An 18,855-nucleotide genomic window follows, 5' to 3' on the forward strand; every position below is an offset into this window, starting at 1 on the left:
AGGTATCTTCTGGTTGGAGCAGGAACATATTTTTCATAAACACCCTTAACATGATCCTGCAATTCTTTCTCAATTGTGCTATCCTTTTCTCCAAGATAGAACTTTAAAGCCTCCAGTTTTTCCTTTGAAAAGCTCACCTGCAGTACTGCTTTTTCTGATCTGATAGTCATAAAAATCACTCTCCCATATTCATAAGATTTATTGTATTTTGTTTTAAATTTTTACAGTAATCAAGGTATATGCTCATATCATAGCAGCCATCTTCCTCTGCTATTTCAGCCATTTCCTTTCTGCTTTGGAGCTCCGATAACAGCATATTTGCTATGCCATTGTTCTCTTTTACAGTTAGCGTAAATTGTTCGCTTATTTCTTCAAAAGAAACAGTCCAGTTTCCGTCTGGTGTATTTTCTGCCGCAGTACGTATGATTTCGTTTGCCGCAAGTAAAATATTTTGTTCGATATGGGCCTTTATATTGGGCATGAAACAAACATATCTTGCATAGTCATATCCGCTGCTATTTATTAAAATCCCGTCACCGCCTTCCTCATCCATAGCAAGCAGGCAGTGAATTCTGCCGGACGAATCTGTAAACATATCCTCTGTCCTGTCTGAAATAAATGCCCTATCCGTTAACAGATTATATTTAAATTCTTTAAATGCTTTGCTGCTCATTAACTCAACTGCCTCTATAACACAAGGAGTTGTCCTCAGTGCATCAATTTTTCTTTCAAATATTGCGTTTGTTATTAGCATACTCTGCTTCATCTCCTATTTTTTTATATGCGGCCTGCCGTACAGAACCTGCTTGTTTGAATTGAATAAATCCCTGTAAACTACCATGCCTTCAGAGGAGGATGCATCTATTACTTTTCCGTCTCCGGCGTAAATACCCACATGGGTTATGTTCATAAACCTCCCGTTCGGCCTGTAACTCCAGAACACCAAGTCACCGGGCAGCAAAAAATTTTTAGATATTGTCAGTTCGTTTTCTGCACAGAATTTCCCCTGCTCTGCTGCCGTTCCAGGAATATAAATCCCCGCTTGCCTGTAACACCACATAGCCAGATAACTGCAGTCAGTGTACCTTTCAATGCCTCTCTTTTCCTGTGAATACGGATTGCCGAGCCTTGACAGTGCATACTTTACAATTTCTCCGCCCTTGCTGCCTGCGGGCAGATTATGCTGCAATTTTTCTTTTTCTTCTGCTGATAATTGATATGTCCAGCCATCCCATCCTTCAGTGCTGTCATCCTCAAGAGGTGCGGGAATTCCATATGCGATGCGATAATATATTTCATTTGCATTCGACATTTCCTTATAATCAACGGTTTTACCCAATGTAAAATTAATTTTTTTATAGACTTCAAACATATCCTTTATTGGCACGGCAACCGTATAAGTTTCCCGGGATGCTGTGCCATCTGATTTTTTGACAGTTCTGGTGCGTTGTTCGTATGTAACAAAGCAGTTAATATATTTGCTGCTGTCAAGCATAAAAGGCTGGTCTGAACCGAAATATAGAGAATAAAAAACAGCCTTGACCCTTATTGAGTCGAGACTGTCGCCGTTCTCCATCCTTGCATTGACTGCCGATATTTTTTCATCAATTACTGTAAAGCTGCTGCGCATATCTTCTATGTGTTTTCGATAATCTTCCGGTACATTCCCTGATATTACCCCTCCATGGAAGCACAGATCAAGCACTTTGTTATTATGGTCTGCGCCTCCTGAAAGCATTCCGAATATAACAATCAGTATTACTACTACGGGTGAAAGTATTGCTGCTATTGTCCAACCGATTCCTTTTCTTATTTTCTCATCACTTAATAACGTTGCTGCTGCCTTGGCTATTAGAACAGGATCAACCATAAGTTATCACCACCATTTCAGTCCAAACAGCTCCTCCTGTTCAGGCAGATTCTCCTGCTCAACAGCCATTTTTTCTGCGGTATGTGCAATAGCATCTTTAAGTATTGAAGTATCAAATCCCGCTGTCTTGTAGCCTTCCTCTATTGTTCTTTTGTAAGACTCAGACGGCATACCGAGCTGGTGACCATCTGTCATGACATACACAAAGGCGGAGACTGTTTTTCCCTTTAGCTCAAGTTCCATGCTTTCTTTTTCATAAAAAATCGGATAACCCTCATAACGATCAAGTGCGATTTCATCCTTTGGCTTTACCCTCCAGAGCAAAACAGGAACAGTACCTCCTTCGCAAGGTTCAATCGTTGCATATGAACCTGTTTTTGAACCCCTGAACAACAGTGCATAGCCTTTGATTTCTGATATTCCTGCCACTTTTGCTGTTGGACAGCGGTATTTCATTTGCCTTAAATTCAGGTTGCTGCCGTAGGCAATATAAAATTTTTCTTTCTGCATTTTAACCTCCTATGTTCCCAAAGTCATAGAAAAAGCAGGAGAATTTTCCTCCTGCTCATTTAGCTCTATATTTTCTTCTTCCTGACTATGCTGTTCTGTCTGATCTGTTTCTGCTTCGCTGCCCTGCTGCAGCTCCTGTTCTCTTTTTTTACGGATTCTCTCCTTTTGTGCCTCTGCTTGTCCAGGTGATTTCCAGGCTATATTTCCATCCAGGTGGTCAAGGAGATGCTTTCTCGCTGTTTTAAAATCATCACCGATTAGTCCAAGGCGAAGGAGCCATACACGAAAAGTATATTTTTCATTCTCCGAAACGGTTTTAATAGGGCTTGCCGATCTTTGGTTATATGCCTGCGCTGTTATTGCCATGCAAAATTGTATATATGCTTTTAATTTTCCGGCATGAATAGAGCCGTTAAAGGCACGAAATTCTATTGTCCCTTTTTGAAACACTGAATGCAGATTAAGGCAGTGATATCTGCTGCCATGGTAATGCTGACGGCTGCCGTCCCTGCCGTTATACCACAAATCCTGCAATTCACTTCTTGTATTTGGCTTCCTGCGGTTTAATCTTTCCAGAAAGTCGGAATCAATTTTCTTGCAATACCGGTTTTCACGCTCTGAATCAACCTGCAAGGCACGATAAACCAAGTCTTCCTTAGAGGCAATTATATTAACAAGATTTCTCAACTGATATGCCTCAAACGGTTCGGCATTAATGTGGATATGAATGCCGCAGGACTTGTTACAAAATGCTCCTACCTCCCTGAGTAACCGTACCATCTCCTGTATTTTCTCAATATCCTCATACTCACAGATCGGGCTTACAAACTCAACGCTGTATTCCCGGTCAGCAGCCAGCTTTCGGCTGCCAACCTTCTTCTGGCACTGAATGCTGGCATCACTTACAAGTTTCCATTTCCTGTTCTCCCTGTCAGAAACAGAATATGCTCCGTATGAACCGCCTTCATAATCAGGCTCAGCACTAAAATATTCTGCAATTACCTGTGCGGCTCTTAGCCTTGTAATTCCTGTGATTTCAATTTCTATTCCGAATTTTTGTTCCCTCAAATCCACAAAATCACCGCCTTACCATGTGCGATGCTCATTAATGATGTTTTTTACACCGTCACACTTTACAGTTCTGCCTGCCTCCTCAAGGAAGGCGATTAGCTTTTCACGCCTGTATGTATCAATCATGTGTTCCCGGCAGCTTGAATTAATATTGTTGAGTTCATTCACAGTTTTCAGGACAATTTGTCTGGTTTTGAAGGGTTCTTGACGGCATACTGCAATGTAATCGATGAATTTATTGAGAATCTGGTCAAGCCTTGAGATGTCATCCTGAGAATAACAGTAATATACCTCAAAAGGGTTTTCATAAGCTTCTCCGTCCATACACCTTCTTATCTGGTTAAGAAGCCTCGGCCTTTTTTCTTTTTCTGCCTTTAGATACTGCTCCATAAGGCAAAGCAGGTCATCCTCCTGATTCGGCGTATATGTAATACAGGCTTTCAAATCCTTAACGATTTCCTCTTTTTTCTTCCGCAGCTCTTCCAATTGGCTTTGAATGTTCATCATCTCCCACCTGCCTTTCCGAATAATTTTTCTTTGTATGCCGGGGCATGGACTGCCAGATTATATCGTTCATTTCCGCATTTATACAGGCATACACCTCTCTGCGGAAACTTAATCAGATTGTATTCCGACTCCTCTAATTGCAAGGTGTCAATATAAAATTGCTTATCAATATTTCCTGCATTAAATAAAAACGAATGCGTTGGGATGGAGAATAATGGCTTGGTAAGCTCTCTGATACCCTCTATGTTGAAGTCCTCAAGGTTCTGAGAGCTCAGAATAACCGCTGATTCCTTCTTACGCACTCGTTTCATAAAATTTCGGATATATTCAATTGCTGTGAGATTTGTCAGGAACAGATACAGTTCATCAATGCCTGCAGCTGTGTTACCTTCCGTCAGAAGCTTGTCACTCATAAAGGAAAGGACATTAAACAGTAAGGCGTTTTTAACATTCCGGCTTGCCTGCAGCAGACCCTTCACTCCAAACACAATAAAGCGGCCAGAGGTGATATTGGTATGTCCATTAAAGAATTTACTCTCCGCTCCCTGACACATGGAATGAAGCCCAAGCAGTATCTCTTGAAGTAATTCTGCCGTATACAGCTGATATTTCGTTTTGTCATAGCTTTTGTATTCTTCATCTATCAGCTTGTAGAGGTCTGAAAGGATAGGATAATCAGAAGAGCCGAGGCTGCTGAAATCAGCGCAGTCGCTGATATTCCATTTGCTGTACAGCTTGCCGAGCATAATCTCTATTACGTCAATATGCTTATCGCTAAAATCCTTATAGCATCTGAAAAAGTCTTTAAGAAATGAGATATGCTGACTTAACTTTGTTGCCTGCCGGAATGTTATCGGTGCCTCCTTGTCATGAGGTGAGCCTCCCTCATCCCAAGTCTTTGGCTCTAGCGGGTTTATCATATACTCTCCAGACATCAGATCCACAAAACAGCCTCCAATATTTTCTGCAAGCTCCACATACTCATGCTCGGCATCCAGGCAAATTACATTCTTTCCAGACTCCAATATGTTGCACAAAATTAGTTTCAAAAGATAGCTTTTGCCTTGCCCTGAGTTGCCCAGAATAAGGATGCAGGGATTTGTTTTATCATCCTCTCTCTTATCAAAATCCACAAGAATATTTGAGCCGAACTTATCCCTGCCCAAATAAAAACCGTTGCCATCTGTTTTTCCTGAATAATTAAAGGGATATAAATTGGCAACGGAGGATGCCGGGAGCACTCTTTCAAACTGGCTGCCGAATATATTGCTGCCTGTCGGACCGACACACAGAAAGCCCTGCTGCTGGCGAAGCATTAGGCGGTCAACATTTAGTTTGCTTCGCACAAGCTCAGTCAGAACGTCGGTCTGCAGAAGTTTCAAACTGTCATAGTCATTTGCAGAAAGCTCAATATATACAGCACAGTGCAGCAGTGGCTCTCTGTTCCGATGCATAACAGATACCATTGTCACCACATCCTGCAGATTGCTTTCCGCTGTAACAGTTTGCTGCAAGTCATTTGTATTTGTCGTATTCATGCGGTTCTTATTGGCTGCATTATGAATTATTTTCTTTTCTTCTGTCGGTGTTACCTGCCTTGTGTAGATGCGCAGAGTCACTCCATCCTTCTCTCCTAAATGGCGTAGAATGGCCTGCTCGCTTGTACTTGTGGGATACTCACGGAGTGCCCATACACAGCGGAAGGTGTTTCCGCATATGAAATGGTCTACATTGAATTTGATGACGGAGGGGGCTATCATGTCTATAAATGTTTTGATAACACTGCTTGGCTCTGCTGTGTTTTTTGTTCCTATCATTGGATCATCCTTTCTTGGTATTAAAAAAACAACCTCTCGTGTGGAAAGGTTGTTTTATACAAATTAAAGTTTATTAAGTTATTAAATCACAGTTTCGTCCTAAAAGTTAAGCCGTTAGATAAGTTGGAATTTGCCAGTCTCACATCAAGCTCATTAGCCTCGATAGCCATAAATAACAAATGTACCGCTTAACTCTTCAAATGGTATGCCGTATTTCTCTAAAATAGATAAAAAATCTTTAGTTTCATCGATTACTTCATCAGAGATTAGTCGTCCTCGCTGCTTTGTATAGCGCGGTCTGACTTTTATGTATTCGACCGCATAAAATGGTGTTGCATACATGTCTCCACCTAAATAGTTATCCAGATAAAGCCCCCAATCTCCATGCCAACTTACATCTTCATCAAATTGATGATATGCTGTTTCTTCTTCATCAACAGTTTTGATAACGAATGGAGGGCAGAAGGATAATTCGGCTACTCCGTTTTTTAATTCCCTCCATTTTGTGTTGTTCATCATTGAATATAGTCCTTTTGATTGAACAATAGACATAATTTTTTCTTTATAATCTTTCTTGTTAGACATATATCATCCCTCTTTATCATTAGCTATTATAAATAACCCTTAATTCAAAACTGCCTGATAAATTCTTATTTATCTACATAATTTTAAAATCCATATTACTATATTTGATATTACTTAACAATCGTATGCTTTTTAACAAGTTCGGCTATTGTTTCGTTGACCAGTTTATCATTTCCCACACAACGCCTTATTCTATCCTTATCAGCATCTGTAAGCGGCATTCCTTTTATAGACATTGAGCCATTAACCTCATTAATCAGTCTTTCCAAGTCTTTCGTACAATCCACTTCTCTATGCAACAAAAAATCAATCATCCTCACTGTCCTCTTCTCCGTACAGATATTTCTTACGCAAATATACTGCCTGTTCTTCTGTAATACGACCTCCCCAGAAGTTTGCATTAATAGACCCATACACTTCATCCGCCAAGCAATCCAGATGCAGTACATGTTCTTTTTCTCCCTGTATATAATCATCAATTGCCTTCTGTAAGCTTCCCGGAAGGTCAGTTTCCAGATAGCTCTTGTCAGTCGGCTTCCCATTTGAACCTATATCTTTAGGCTCTGTATCCAGTGACAACAACTCCTCCAAAGTGAGTTCAAGTGCTTTAGACAGCTTCATAAGAGTCCCTGCGCTGCACCTTTCCAGATGTGTTTTCCCTGAACAGATATCCGCTAGTGTCGCCCATGGTATTCCACTGCTTTTTGATAAACTGTAGCGTGAAAAGCCCTTTTCCTTCAAAATTTGATTGATTGTCAATTCTACCACCTCTATAGATATTGTATAGGTGTTCTGGCATAATATCTATACAGAAATCAATTTAATGCTCACGAACAATCCACCTCTCTCCATCATAATCCTCATATTTCTCTGTAGTAACATTCTGCTCATAGTAAACTCCAAGCAGTCTTTTAATATCTGCATTATCGGATCGTCTTGTAGTAAATCCCTGATCCTTCAGGCTTTTTTCTATCCTTGAAAGGTAAGAAAAAATGTCCGCTTCCTTTTCATTTTTAAGCCGGATAATAATCAGAAACTCTCTGGCGGTTGCCATCTGGACCTGCATACGGTCGAGGTTTGAGCTGTCCTGCTGGAGCAGTTTTTGTATGACGGGGTTCGTTTCGTCTTCAATTCGTTTTTTCAGATATTGCTTGTTATCATCAAAATTCTCTTTTGAATTGAGGCAAAGCATTTCAATTTCCGCAATCCCTTTCAGAACAGTCATCAGCGCATATATCCTTGCACTGACACTTGTATCTGAAAGTACTGATATATTTGTTGGGCGGATTATAAAGTAAATAAGCTCTCCTGCCGGAGTTTTTATGCTGTAATCCGTAATTTCATTAATCCCCATAAGATCTCTGGTTGATTGCTTTTGCTTTTCATTTTGTTTCAAAATTAAGACCTCCATTCATACATCTGCTGTTTGAAAATAAAAAAGGCACAGGCATAGCGGATAAAATCCAATATACTTGTGTCCTCAAACCGTATTGACAAGAAGGCATAGGCTGCGGTTACCACAATCGGAAGCATAAATCCAACCTGTGACAGCGCAAAAACAGAAATGAGTAAACCTACACCGATAATTCCAATATCTCTTAACTCCCAAAGCCACAAAGTTGCCTTTGCCTTCAGGTTGTCTGGATACATATACATTTTGCTGACCTCCTTTATTATATCAACGCATCTCCATGCACAGCTTATTATCTACCTGTACCATATCCATGCTCTGAATCCTTTTTACAGGGATGTTATTCTGCCTTGCAAACTCTATTTCTTCAAACATCCCTTGTGAAATTCTGTTTCCGAAAGCCCACAGTTCATCGCACTTCAAAAGCAGCTGCTTTCCCATATTTAAACCGAGTTTCCGCTCTTCCGGCTCGTTGTCATCTAGAACCTGTGGGTATAACAGATGGGGACAAAAAAAGGCATTGCCTGTGGTGATTACATATTTGCAAGCCTGTTTGGCAAACTCTATGTTATTTTTAACATCTCCTGCATACGGAGATGCGATATATATAATTTTCATAAGTCCTCCCGCGTTTTGTTATTTTGGAACCGCCTGCACTATTGTTTTTGTGACATTTACAGCTGCCTGTGCTGTATGAACGGCACCCATAATATTTGCTTTTGTTGAAGTATCAAGTCCGAAGGCTCCTGCTATCCTTGGTACTTCTCCGGCTGACAGCATTAGTCCCAAGCCCAGCAGTGCATGATCTTTCAGTACCATTAATCCAGCTGCAAGTATGGTAGCCTGTAAAAACGATGTAAGGCACAGCCCTATAATTTGCTTTGTCCATTGCAGGAAGCCATCAACATATCCTCTCGGAACAGAAAACATATACAAGCTTCCTACTGCGATCTGTATAATCAGTATTCCACCTCTTTTTAAGTTGGCAAAGAATACTTTGATAATGGCATATCCCATCATTATTATAAGGAACAGCGCCATTATTGAGCTTTTTATCCCGGGCATGCCTCCAAAGATTCCTGAATTTCCTATACTTGCAGCATCCTTTACATTGAGCAGCCCTCCGATAATTCCATTTGCAAGGTCGCCTATCCCGTTTTTGTGTCCTGTTATTCCATAGCTCAGGCTTGCCTGCAAATTGACAGACAGCTTATACAATTCAATCGGAGCAACTGTAAATAAGCTGACAGCCATAAAGCCTTTGATTGCATTTAAAGCTGCATCTTTGACACTGCCTCTGCCGTATTGGTATTCTATTCCGGTTTCAAAGCAGGATACAACAAGACCTGTCCCATAAAGAGCCCACGCCAGATAAGAGAAAAACAAAACGATACTTTTAACCCAAGTTAAATCAAACAGCTCTACACCCATATTTCCCATTTGTGCAAAGAAATCAGCAAGAAAAGCTACAAACTGATTGTATCCCCAATCAATAAACTGATCCATTACCTTTCCCATGACAAAATCCCATATAAACATTCAGTTATCAACTCCTTCCTTTAAAATTAAAAGGCATACCGCTTTTATCCGGTATGTCTCACTTTTTACATCTATTGTTTATGAAAAAAACATTTTTCGTTTACTGCAGCTCCTCTTTGGCATTTCTTATATTCCAGAAATCTTTCAGACAATACCCACATAATAATGGTGAAATTACTAGTGCAAATATACAACTTTTAAAAATTAGTTTGCATTTCATTTTAAAGCATTGTATTGTGAAAAAGGACCGGTCACAATGTTATGAAAGAGGATTAAAATACAATGAATATGAATATTGAAATCATCCCATCATGCTCTATTGCGTATATACGTCAAATAGGAGCTTATGGTGCAGGAAATATCCGAACCATGGAACAATTGAAGCACTGGGCGAGAGCAAACAACCTAATGAATAATAAAACTGTGATTTTTGGTATTGCACATGATAATCCGCAAACAACACCGCCTGAGAATTGCCGATATGATGCCTGTATTCTCCTTGCGGATAGACACTTCCCGGCAGACAGCAATGTACAGCATTGTGATATTGCTGGAGGAAAGTATGCGGTTTTTACAGTGAAACATACCGCCGAAGCTGTAGAACAGGCTTGGGTAGAAATCTTCCCTGTATTAGCCGAAAGCTGCTGCCTTCTTGACACTACGCGACCAATTTTGGAGCGTTATGCAGCCGAAAAGGTTGAGAAGCATCTCTGCGAAATCTGTGTCCCAATTATTTGATTATCAATTGTAACGTTAAAATGATATTGTCATCAAAGAAGCACATGTTGGTATAACCAAAACCCATTATGTGCTTTTCTTGTTTCCTACATCCCGAGATTCTTCCAAAAGATGCTTGCATAAAGGCAGTGATAATGTGTTATTTGCTTCCTTACACAATTCATTCAACTGACCTATTATTCAACAAAGTGATATACAAAGCAAAAAAGCGGCTGAAAGTTTCGTCTTAATCTAACTTTTTTACATATAAGTTTATACTACAATTTCTACCAAAAGTACGACTTGTTCTGGACAGGTATATGCAGTAGAATATACGGTATGTCAGATATTTATTTGTTGCATCGGAAGGAATGATCATAATGGGAAAATGGAAAAGCCTTTTAAAGCTTAAGCCCTTTCTAAAAAAATATAGATTGATTCTGTTTGCCGGGATTGTCGGAATTATCCTGAGTTCCGTGCTTACTACACCTGTTCCGTATTTCATTGGACATCTGCTCGACAAAGTTCTTATGGGAAATAAAAGTTATCACGATCTTTACCTATATGTTGGCGTAATAGCCGCGCTGTATCTGTTGGATTACGGTATTTCTCTGATTTCGAAAAATTTGTTCGTTCGCATTAACAACTCCGTTGTAAATGAAATGCGGTATTCTGTGATGGGCAAAGTAATGGATCTACCGATGAGTTATCTTTCCAACACCGAAAAAGGGTATGTTCAGGGAAGAATATCGGAATGCAGCTCGGTCGGCGGCATATTCTCCCCGATGATTGTCAGCATGCTTCTCAGTGTGATTAGCGCAATGTTTGCTGCTGCCACGATGTTTGTCATCAATTACAAGCTTGCTCTTGTGGTTCTGGCTCTGACTCCAGTCTTTTTCTTTTCCTCGAAAGCCTCTACAAAAGGGTTCGTGAAAAACACAAAAGACATGATGGAATCCAGTGCAGTTTTGAATGGTGAGTGTTTTGAAATCATGAACGGCATTGAGGATATCAAAGTACTGGGTGGAAAGGAAAAACATCTTTCCAAATTTCAGGCCAAGATCAGTGAATTAGTTCATTATAGTGTAAAACAAAGCAAATCCATGATCCTGTTTGTGCAAAACATCAGCCTGATTAACAACGCCGGTACCCTTTTGATTCTGCTGATTTCCGGTATCCTGATTTTAAAAGGGCAGTTTACCATTGGCCTTTATACCTCGTTTTCCCTGTACAGTGTGAAAGTATTTGCAAGTACGCAGGGAATCGCCACATTGGGCACCACACTAAAGCCCATTTGCCTTAGTATTGAAAGAATTTATGAACTTTTGGACATGAAAGATGAAAACAGCGGGAAGGACAAAATATTGGATTCTGTCATTGAAACAATCGAATTTGAGCAAGTCGGTTTCCGATATAAGGACAATTTGCCCGATGTATTCAGAGAAATCAGTTTTCACCTTCAAAAAGGAGACAGCGTGCTTTTAGAGGGCGAAAATGGTTCTGGAAAAACGACACTAATCAAACTTTTACTTGGACTTTACCAGCCGACGTCAGGTATCATCGTAGTCAATGGGCTGAACACTGCAACCTTGAACTGTGACAGCCTGCGGCAGCGGATCGGTGTTGTTTCGCAAAATATTTTCCTGTTTCGAGGAACGGTATTGGACAATATCCTATATGGACAAAACGAAAAGACTCGGCAGGACGTACAGGATCTGGTCGAGAGCCTCAGTTTACAGGACTACATTGGCAGGCTGACAAAGGGGCTGGATACGGAGATCAGCCAAAACACTTCCGGTGTATCAGGCGGTCAGGCACAAATTATTGCTTTCATCCGGGCGCTGCTTTCCCAAAAAGATGCTATCATTCTGGATGAACCTATCTCAAATGTTGACGCTGAAACCCGCAATCTGATACTTCATATTCTGAAAGAGAAAAAATATGATGGTATTTTAATTGTGATTTCGCATCAGACCGAAGGAATGGATTTTCTGAGCAAAGTTATTGAAATCGAATGAGTCCAACAGATCATCAATTATTTTGGATGATCTGCAATCTCTTTATTACATACCGAGAATCTTCCAGAGTATCCTTGCATAAGGGCAGTGATTTATTTGACTTACTATCTTTTTCTTCTGCCATAAAATATCCATATTTTAGTTTTCGTATAAGACAGCGATATCGTGTATTCTGCGTTTCATTTCTGTGCGTATATACAATGGCTCTAAACACTCGCATTTATTTCCAAAACTAAGAAGAATATCAAAATAGTAATCGTTCTCTATAAAAGGGAAATCAACAATGTAATACTCGTCGCCATCTGGAGCAAATTCTTCATAAGCACAATAATCAAGCACCCGATCCATCACAGCTTTATGAATGCGAATTTTAATTTTTGTTTGCATTGTCTCTAAAATATCCAAAAATTCTAAAATCGGTTTGTGATAATCTCGTGGTATAAAAGATTCATCTTTTATTTGTAGATTTGATATACGCGATAGTTTGAATAAGCGATAATCACTCCTCTTATGGCAGTAGCCTTGTAAGTACCAATGGCTATTTTTCAATACAAGCTGATACGGCTCGACTACTCGTGCAGTTTTATTTCCGTGGTGAGCTGAGTATTGGAACGAAATCAACCTGCTTTCCTGTAGGGCTGTTTTGATAATTTCCAAATACGGCCCTATATTTCTGTTACCTGTCCACGGGCTTAAATCTATATGAATTTGATTTACTTTTAATTCTATGTCTTTCGCTTTATCGGCAGGGATAAAGCTCTTGACTTTTGCAATGGCATTTACCAATTCATCACCTCGTACTGTGTTTGAAAGGCTGGAAAGCCCCATTAAGAGAGCAGAAAGATCAGTCGTGGAAAAAACCTTTTTATCAAGTTTATAGTTTCGCATAATTTCAAATCCTCCACCTACTCCCGATGCGGAGTGGACAGGAATACCTGCCATATTAATTGTATCTATATCACGGTAAATTGTGCGGGGTGAAACTTCAAACATATCCGCTAACTCCTGTGCACCTACCCGTTCTTTATCAAGAAGTATCATAATCATACTAACAAGTCTGTCTATTTTCATTTAACCAATATTCTCCTTTTCTAATTGTTGCCACACTGTTGTCAACAATCATATGATACAATAAAAAAGCAAACAAAACAATATTACACATCCATTGGAGGAAATTTATGATTACAATCTATGTTTATATTCTTGATACTTTAGCTGACTGGGAATTGGGATATGTTACTTCGGAGCTAAATTCCGGTCGATTTTTTAAAAAGGATACACAGAATGTATCTCTCAAAACGGTCAGTTATTCGAAAGACCCAATCCATACAATGGGCGGACTTATAATTGTGCCTGATTGTCTAATTGAGGATATGGTTGCAAGTGAAACAAGTGTATTGCTATTGCCAGGCGCAAATACTTGGAGCGACCCAAAGCATGGAACTATCATCGAAAAAGCAAGTGAATTCCTTTCTGCAGGTGCGGTGGTGGGTGCAATCTGTGGAGCCACTGCTGCGCTTGCCAATGTTGGGCTTTTGGATAATCGTCCGCATACCAGTAATGGAGTTGGATTTCTTGAAATGGTTTCTCCCTGTTATAAAGGCCAAAGTTTTTATATAGACGATATGTCTGTAGCCGATAACAACCTCATTACCGCCGGTTCTACCGGAGGCTTATTGTGGGCAAAGCAAATCATTGAACATTTAGGCATGTTTCAACCAAACACACTGGAAGCCTGGTACAAGTATTTTAGTACCGGTAAGCCTGAACATTTCTTTGCGCTGATGCAGACTTTGCCATCTAACAATGAAAATTGATACACCTTTGACTTAAGCAGAACAGTTGTTAAATCCGTATGAAATTGAGGACAGCCTTGCTGATAATGCAAGACTGTCCTCGTTATATTTCCACCGTCACATCCCAAGTATCTTCCAGATATAAATAGGAGCAGTCAAAGTAAACACCAGACAAGCAAATAATATTGCTGGTGCCGCCCAGTCGAATTGGCCACTTTTCCGATAATCAAAATAAGCAAGCCCAAGTTTAGCAAAGAAAAAAACCGCCAGAATAAGGTCAATTGCCGGAAATACAACCTTGTTAACAACGGTTTTTATTTGACTTGATGCATCTGTCCATGTTCCCTCAATAGCTCCTGCCACATCACCGCTTCCTGCCGCAAACGCTATAGTACTAAAAATCATAGTTAGCAACAATGCCATACAAAGCACAGATGCAATTTTTTTATATTTATTCATATATATTTTCCGCCTTTCATTAGTAGTTGATATTATCTTGAATTCCTGAGACTACGGATTCAACGGCGCAAATGACGATAGGTAATCTTTTGATGTCATCGCTAGATTTTCCCCCGCCTCACACCGTGCACGAGAGTTTCCCCTCACACGGCGTTCCATCGGGAATTACATCTGGTATTACAAAGCAGTTGTCAACAATAGCAAGCTTTCGTAACGCGTTTAACTTTTTGATTTGAGATTTATCAGGATTTAAGCTTTTTAACAATCGAAAAATCGTATCACCATTGTTAGCGTGTATCAGCTTGTGAATAGTTTCGGAAACAATGATGAGATTTTGATAGTTGTCTTTGCCACCTAAATGCCGTGGCTTTTTGTGATGGCAATATACATCATCTTTTTCCAATATCATTTTGCTGACAGCACATTTTCCTTGCTGTGCACAGTAAAGAGATAAACGGTTGTCGTTGTATTCTATGGTTTTGTTTTTAACAGGATTTCGCATTAAATAATGCAAAATATTTTTGTCAATTCGTTCTAATCCTTTGTGTATGCTTGCTCTACCCTCGGCGGTGTATTTATTGATAACTTTTGCTTTTGCCAAAGGCTTTTTGTGAGATACGTACCCAATAGGAACTAAAACCTTATCGTTCCCAACAAAACGTATCTGTTTACTTTTTCCGTAAACCTCCTGTATGTGTTTAGGCATGGTATACTTGATTTTCTTATTGTCAAGCTGTCCTCTCGTTTTTAATCTGTCACGAAGTCTTACTTTTAGGCTCTTTTGAATAGGAAAGGCAATTTTTCTGAAGTCCTTTTGAACGTGAGTAGCCATGTCATAATAATTATGTACACCTATGACAAAAGAATTGTACATATAGGTTGCTGTAAACTGACCATTTCTGTCCTTTGGATATTCGATTTCATAAATCAATGTATGTGCTTTTTGAACAATCTTTTCTGTTGCCTTTTCAGTGATATGACTCTGTACAATATATTTTGGTTCACCGTTTCTCTTTGTTCCTCGTCTGTTTAGCTTCATTTTGAAGCCAAGAAATTCCGAATACCGCTTTTTGAGATTAACTATCTGTGATTTTTGCTCGTTAATCTCTAACCCTAATCGGTGCTTCAACCAATCCCTTGTAGCGAAATACAGTTTTTCTGCATCACTTCTGGTCTTGCAGAAAAGTCTAAAATCATCTGCGTACCTTACAATGTAGCACTCTTTTAAATGAGTTTTTAGCCTAAGTGAACCATATCTGCTACTGTGTATCAGAGTTCCGTTAGCACTTACACCGACTGCATACTGCTTTTCTGTTGGCATAGCTACCCATTGACTATTTATCCACCAATCCAATTCGTTGAGTACAATATTAGATAATAAAGGGGATATGATACCGCCTTGCGGTGTGCCTTTTTCGGGAAAACCAATGCCTGCAACCTCTGCTTTTAACATAGCTGATATAATGGAAATCAAAGTTTTATCCCTGATTCCCATAGCCCACATTTGCTTTAACAGTTTACCATGATTGACATTATCGAAAAATCCTTTAATGTCTACATCAACTACAAATGAGCAATGGCTTAACTGCATCAGCTTGTATGCTTCTGCAACGGCGTGTTCAGTACTTCGGTTTGGTCTAAAACCGTGACTGCTGTTATGGAATTTTGCTTCACAGATAGGCTCTAAAATTTGCAATACACATTGCTGTATCAGCCTGTCCATAATTGTTGGTATTCCAAGCGGTCGTTTCTTTGTAGGGTCGTTCGGTTTTGGAATTTCCACTCGCCTCACGGGTTGCGGTTCGTACCAACCAAGTTTCCTTTGAACGAGGTAAATTAAACGCTCATCACTTAATTTAGCAAGATTTTTAATTGTTCGATTGTCTGTGCCTGCTGTTTTACTCCCTTTGTTCTTCTTTAAAGTGCGGAATGACAGCTTTATATTTTCTTCTGCTGTGATTAACGGCATTAGATTTTTGAACATCTTACCGTTTTGACTATCCGCATAAAGAGTATCTAAGGTATCTTGTAGGTCGTAATATTCAGCATAGCGTAATTTTGCCTTTTTCCTTTGCTTACCTTTTGTTGCCATAGTCGGCTCACCTCACTTTGGGTGTGGTTTGCCTTTCTTATTCTTACTCGAACCTATGATTTGTCTGCTTTTGTTTTACTATTTTTCAGTATAATTCTCGACTTGTGGCTATCCCTCCACTATGTTTCCATAGTTTCAACGGTACTGTGCCACAACTTTCAGTTAGATAAAAGCAAGTTATATCCTATGGACTTTCCTTGCCACCGTTTCACAGCGTTGTAATCCGCTCCGCGTTCTAACCTTACTACGTTCCGATATTCCTATCTGTGCATATACCCTTAGGTTGTCCTTTGGGCCTGTACGATTGATGATACCTGTAATATCATAAGGTTTTTCATGGGCACTATTTTACTAGACCTCACGTACACCGTACGTTGACGGTTACAGCATTTCTACTGTATTGACTTTTAGACCCTTTCATTCGGACGTTTTGTCAGTGAGCTTCCAATCTCACATTCTCACCATAGGTATTTTGTAGACCTCCGGCATATAGGCAACACCATTCACCTCTGAACAGCTTTCGTACAAGGAAAATCCTTGCTTACGGTCACTTTCTGCCGACTTCACCGAGCTTCATACACGAAACTATTACACATTTTCGTGCATGTCGGAGTATTAAGGGGGCGTTTCAAGGCGTTACCCTATCATTCCACCCATTGGAATATCAGTTCTCCTAAACTGAACATTTTACGTTCTTTTGTTTAGCGCCTAACCTTTTCAGTTAGGAACGTATCGCACTATGCCAGTCATCCCATAAGCTACCCTTTATTACCAACGAGTCAGTTAAATTCATTGACAGCATTCCAACCGGGGTCCATGAATCTATAACCCATGTATTCACCGTATAGCTTCCGTCCGGCATCCAGACAGGTGTAAAGTGGGTTCGATTTTTATAGGTGCTGTATGGGTTTTTTTGAAACTCAAATTTTGCTGTTGAACCGCCTTGCATCTTTTCAAGCAGCCTCCAGTAAGTTTTGTATTGAAACTCAGGGAAGTAGGATACTGCATTTTGAGGGCATGTGACGGCAGTACTTTGGTTACTGCTTACCGATGCAGTTACAGTTTCATTGATTCCATAGCCGCTTTTCATTGTTCTACCACTAGCTGTTGGATTTTTACTGTCACAGCTGATGCTCATATCAGCAGAAAAAGAGGCATAGTACCTGTCAAGGTCAAACTCCCACCAGCCTCTGTCCACCCAGTTTGCTATCCAGTCGCTGCTCGTATGTGTTTCCCCCTTACTGTCAGTCCAAGTGTAGCTGTTCCAATGTCCTTCATCCACCCAGTGCTCCTGCCACCACGGACGCCAGATAGTCCAGTCAGCCCTTTCTTTTTCTGGCCTTGCCGGGACAGCAGAAGGAGAATAGGAATCATTTGTATCATCTGCTGTGGGATTCGGAGGCGGATTTTTGTCAAGATCCACAATCTTTACATGGATAACTGCTTTTGAAATGCTACCCGGGCCTCTAACTGAAACTTGAATATCCATATTCTGTTTGGTTACTGGTGTTCTCCATTTTACCCAAGCAAGCTGTGACTCTCCATCTGGATAGAACACATTTGAGACATTATACGTCGTCCCACCGATGTTAAAGCTGACCAGAGTCGGATTGTCAGGATCAGATTGTCCTCCGGAAACAGTTACCGCTGTGATAACTTCCGTATTCACCCGGTATTCATAATCATGCGTACTTATTATTGGTGCTTCTGCTGCCTCATCATTGAAACGGACAATCCCAAGACCCAAGGAAGACTTGATATCCGCATCGGAAGCCGGAGTTGTCCTGCTTCCGTTCCACGCAGGATACCCCAAATCTCCCACCTCTAAAAACATTGACAGCGGCAGATTCTTATGAGTCAATGAAACCATTCTTCTTCGCAATAATCCGTTTATCTGCTCATCATATATTGCTGCTTCAGTAGCGGTTGTTGCAATCATGACCCCTTCAAATTTGTAGAAAGCAATCGGCTCAAGAAGTAATTTATATTCTCCGCTGATCAAAATATTAAAATCCATTCCGGTTAATACCGCAATTGAGCGAATTACTTGCTCATCTGTGAAATAACTTTTTATGGCCTGTATATTATTTTTGCCATTTACACTTATTATTTTGGGGATTGCTTGTTTTGGTTTTACACATTTATAGCCGCCTTTTACCGGAGATATGCTTCTTCCTGAAGAGTATTGAATTTTGCTTACTTTTCCAAAGTTGTATATTGAAGTGTTTGGCGGCTTGTTTGTAATATCAATCGGAGTTGTAACTACTGCATGGTCACTTGCTCGAATAACAGTTACCCTAACCCCTTCATCCCTCGAAGACCATCTATTATTGCTGTTCCCTTGCCCCAGTCCACCGCCTCCGGAATCAATATTTCCGTCCCCAACTGCAAATACTTTTGTAGTAATTATTAAGCTACAAAGCATAGTACTTAAAATAACAGCTTTAAATAAACGCTTCATTT

21 protein-coding genes are annotated in these 18,855 nt (G+C 40.0%); 3 read left to right on the forward strand and 18 right to left on the reverse strand.

From position 1 onward, the window contains the following. From LY28_RS19475 to LY28_RS02800, 14 genes are all read right to left on the reverse strand, one after another. Positions 1 to 170: DUF6103 family protein (locus tag LY28_RS19475; RefSeq protein ID WP_242981141.1), on the reverse strand; the 170-nt coding region annotated here is incomplete at its 3' end. Positions 171 to 175: 5 nt separating this feature from the next. After that, a complete protein-coding gene (locus LY28_RS02740; protein ID WP_110460646.1) occupies positions 176 to 754 on the reverse strand; it encodes a DUF6329 domain-containing protein in 579 nt (192 codons plus the stop codon). A 15-nt stretch (positions 755 to 769) separates the two neighbouring features. Beyond that, positions 770 to 1,870, reverse strand: coding sequence for a C40 family peptidase (locus tag LY28_RS02745; protein ID WP_110460647.1), 1,101 nt, complete (start codon positions 1,868 to 1,870; stop codon positions 770 to 772). A 6-nt stretch (positions 1,871 to 1,876) separates the two neighbouring features. Next, positions 1,877 to 2,380: a gamma-glutamylcyclotransferase family protein gene (locus LY28_RS02750; RefSeq protein WP_110460648.1), complete on the reverse strand. Its 504-nt coding sequence runs from the start codon at positions 2,378 to 2,380 to the stop codon at positions 1,877 to 1,879. A gap of 9 nt (positions 2,381 to 2,389) precedes the next feature. Then, a complete protein-coding gene (locus tag LY28_RS02755) occupies positions 2,390 to 3,454 on the reverse strand; it encodes an amidoligase family protein (protein ID WP_110460649.1) in 1,065 nt (354 codons plus the stop codon). A 12-nt stretch (positions 3,455 to 3,466) separates the two neighbouring features. Continuing rightward, a complete protein-coding gene (locus LY28_RS02760; RefSeq protein WP_133250173.1) occupies positions 3,467 to 3,958 on the reverse strand; it encodes a hypothetical protein in 492 nt (163 codons plus the stop codon). Further along, the gene (locus LY28_RS02765; protein WP_110460651.1) at positions 3,955 to 5,775 is read right to left on the reverse strand and encodes a VirB4 family type IV secretion system protein; all 1,821 of its coding nucleotides are present in this window, start codon (positions 5,773 to 5,775) and stop codon (positions 3,955 to 3,957) included. Before LY28_RS02765 ends, LY28_RS02760 begins: the two co-directional genes overlap by 4 nt. 153 nt (positions 5,776 to 5,928) lie before the next feature. Continuing rightward, positions 5,929 to 6,360 (reverse strand): DUF6678 family protein, encoded by a 432-nt coding sequence (locus tag LY28_RS02770; protein WP_110460652.1) that lies wholly within the window; start codon positions 6,358 to 6,360, stop codon positions 5,929 to 5,931. A 110-nt stretch (positions 6,361 to 6,470) separates the two neighbouring features. Next, complete coding sequence (locus LY28_RS02775) at positions 6,471 to 6,674, reverse strand: hypothetical protein (protein ID WP_110460653.1); 204 nt, start codon at positions 6,672 to 6,674, stop codon at positions 6,471 to 6,473. After that, positions 6,667 to 7,128, reverse strand: coding sequence for a helix-turn-helix domain-containing protein (locus LY28_RS02780; RefSeq protein ID WP_340162527.1), 462 nt, complete (start codon positions 7,126 to 7,128; stop codon positions 6,667 to 6,669). The genes LY28_RS02775 and LY28_RS02780 overlap by 8 nt, the downstream gene beginning before the upstream one ends. 52 nt (positions 7,129 to 7,180) lie before the next feature. After that, positions 7,181 to 7,771 (reverse strand): hypothetical protein, encoded by a 591-nt coding sequence (locus LY28_RS02785; RefSeq protein ID WP_110460655.1) that lies wholly within the window; start codon positions 7,769 to 7,771, stop codon positions 7,181 to 7,183. Beyond that, positions 7,759 to 8,016, reverse strand: a complete 258-nt coding sequence (locus LY28_RS02790) for a hypothetical protein (protein WP_110460656.1) — start codon at positions 8,014 to 8,016, stop codon at positions 7,759 to 7,761. Before LY28_RS02790 ends, LY28_RS02785 begins: the two co-directional genes overlap by 13 nt. A 22-nt stretch (positions 8,017 to 8,038) precedes the next feature. Next, a complete protein-coding gene (locus LY28_RS02795) occupies positions 8,039 to 8,389 on the reverse strand; it encodes a DUF7768 domain-containing protein (RefSeq protein ID WP_110460657.1) in 351 nt (116 codons plus the stop codon). Between the two features lie 18 nt (positions 8,390 to 8,407). Continuing rightward, complete coding sequence (locus tag LY28_RS02800; RefSeq protein WP_110460658.1) at positions 8,408 to 9,310, reverse strand: conjugal transfer protein TrbL family protein; 903 nt, start codon at positions 9,308 to 9,310, stop codon at positions 8,408 to 8,410. A gap of 282 nt (positions 9,311 to 9,592) precedes the next feature. Here LY28_RS02800 and LY28_RS02805 point away from each other — a divergent pair, with 282 nt between their 5' ends. After that, positions 9,593 to 10,048 (forward strand): AraC family transcriptional regulator, encoded by a 456-nt coding sequence (locus LY28_RS02805; RefSeq protein ID WP_110460659.1) that lies wholly within the window; start codon positions 9,593 to 9,595, stop codon positions 10,046 to 10,048. Positions 10,049 to 10,407: 359 nt separating this feature from the next. Further along, positions 10,408 to 12,045 (forward strand): ABC transporter ATP-binding protein, encoded by a 1,638-nt coding sequence (locus LY28_RS02810; RefSeq protein WP_110460660.1) that lies wholly within the window; start codon positions 10,408 to 10,410, stop codon positions 12,043 to 12,045. Between the two features lie 138 nt (positions 12,046 to 12,183). Here the strand turns inward: LY28_RS02810 and LY28_RS02815 are convergent, their stop codons facing one another. Further along, positions 12,184 to 13,116: a helix-turn-helix transcriptional regulator gene (locus LY28_RS02815; protein WP_110460661.1), complete on the reverse strand. Its 933-nt coding sequence runs from the start codon at positions 13,114 to 13,116 to the stop codon at positions 12,184 to 12,186. Between the two features lie 107 nt (positions 13,117 to 13,223). Between LY28_RS02815 and LY28_RS02820 the strand changes: the two genes are divergently transcribed. Then, positions 13,224 to 13,862, forward strand: a complete 639-nt coding sequence (locus LY28_RS02820; RefSeq protein WP_110460662.1) for a type 1 glutamine amidotransferase family protein — start codon at positions 13,224 to 13,226, stop codon at positions 13,860 to 13,862. 96 nt (positions 13,863 to 13,958) lie between these two features. Here the strand turns inward: LY28_RS02820 and LY28_RS02825 are convergent, their stop codons facing one another. The 3 genes from LY28_RS02825 to LY28_RS02835 all read right to left on the reverse strand — a co-directional run bounded on the left by LY28_RS02825 (position 13,959) and on the right by LY28_RS02835 (position 18,853). Then, on the reverse strand, positions 13,959 to 14,300 hold the full coding sequence (locus LY28_RS02825; RefSeq protein WP_110460663.1) for a DUF3852 domain-containing protein: 342 nt from the start codon (positions 14,298 to 14,300) through the stop codon (positions 13,959 to 13,961). A 118-nt stretch (positions 14,301 to 14,418) separates the two neighbouring features. Next, the gene (gene ltrA, locus LY28_RS02830) at positions 14,419 to 16,392 is read right to left on the reverse strand and encodes a group II intron reverse transcriptase/maturase (RefSeq protein ID WP_110460664.1); all 1,974 of its coding nucleotides are present in this window, start codon (positions 16,390 to 16,392) and stop codon (positions 14,419 to 14,421) included. 721 nt (positions 16,393 to 17,113) lie between these two features. Continuing rightward, positions 17,114 to 18,853, reverse strand: coding sequence for a DUF8193 domain-containing protein (locus LY28_RS02835; RefSeq protein ID WP_165835473.1), 1,740 nt, complete (start codon positions 18,851 to 18,853; stop codon positions 17,114 to 17,116). Positions 18,854 to 18,855 lie beyond the last annotated feature (2 nt).

It is taken from the genome of Ruminiclostridium sufflavum DSM 19573, assembly GCF_003208175.1.
GTDB classification, from domain to species: domain Bacteria; phylum Bacillota; class Clostridia; order Acetivibrionales; family DSM-1351; genus Ruminiclostridium; species Ruminiclostridium sufflavum.